Genomic DNA, 329 nt, shown 5'->3' with positions numbered 1-329 from the left:
TCTTTTCGGGCTGATGGCGTTCATAGTATGGTGCTTGACTCGCCCAGACATTCCTTGCCGGTGACATGAGCATCCTCCTTGATACTGTTTATACATACAGCATATAGAAGAAGCTTCACTTAGCGAATATTGGCCGTAATTTTGTAAGCGTCACGCGAAGCACACCTGTCATCTAACTTCTAAACTAACATTCCAGGGCAACAGAGCTGTCAGAGTGTCATCATCGTCACGCTCGCTCAATACGTTAAGAATCTGATGCAGATAATCGAATGGCACGAGGTTATTCGCTTTTGCTGTTTCAACAATACTGTAAAGTACACTGCTGGCAT

The 329-nt window shown here is 44.4% G+C and carries 1 protein-coding gene; it reads right to left on the bottom strand.

Features of this window, described 5'->3' with window-relative positions:
• Nucleotides 1-168: 168 nt before the first annotated feature.
• Nucleotides 169-329, bottom strand: a 161-nt coding sequence (locus A3729_RS30905; protein WP_197475855.1) for a transposase domain-containing protein, incomplete at its 5' end; no start/stop codon positions are given.

The organism is Oleiphilus sp. HI0043 (genome assembly GCF_001634935.1).
Note: the sequence above shows the minus strand (reverse complement) of the source record. Positions and strands in the feature narration are given on the sequence as shown.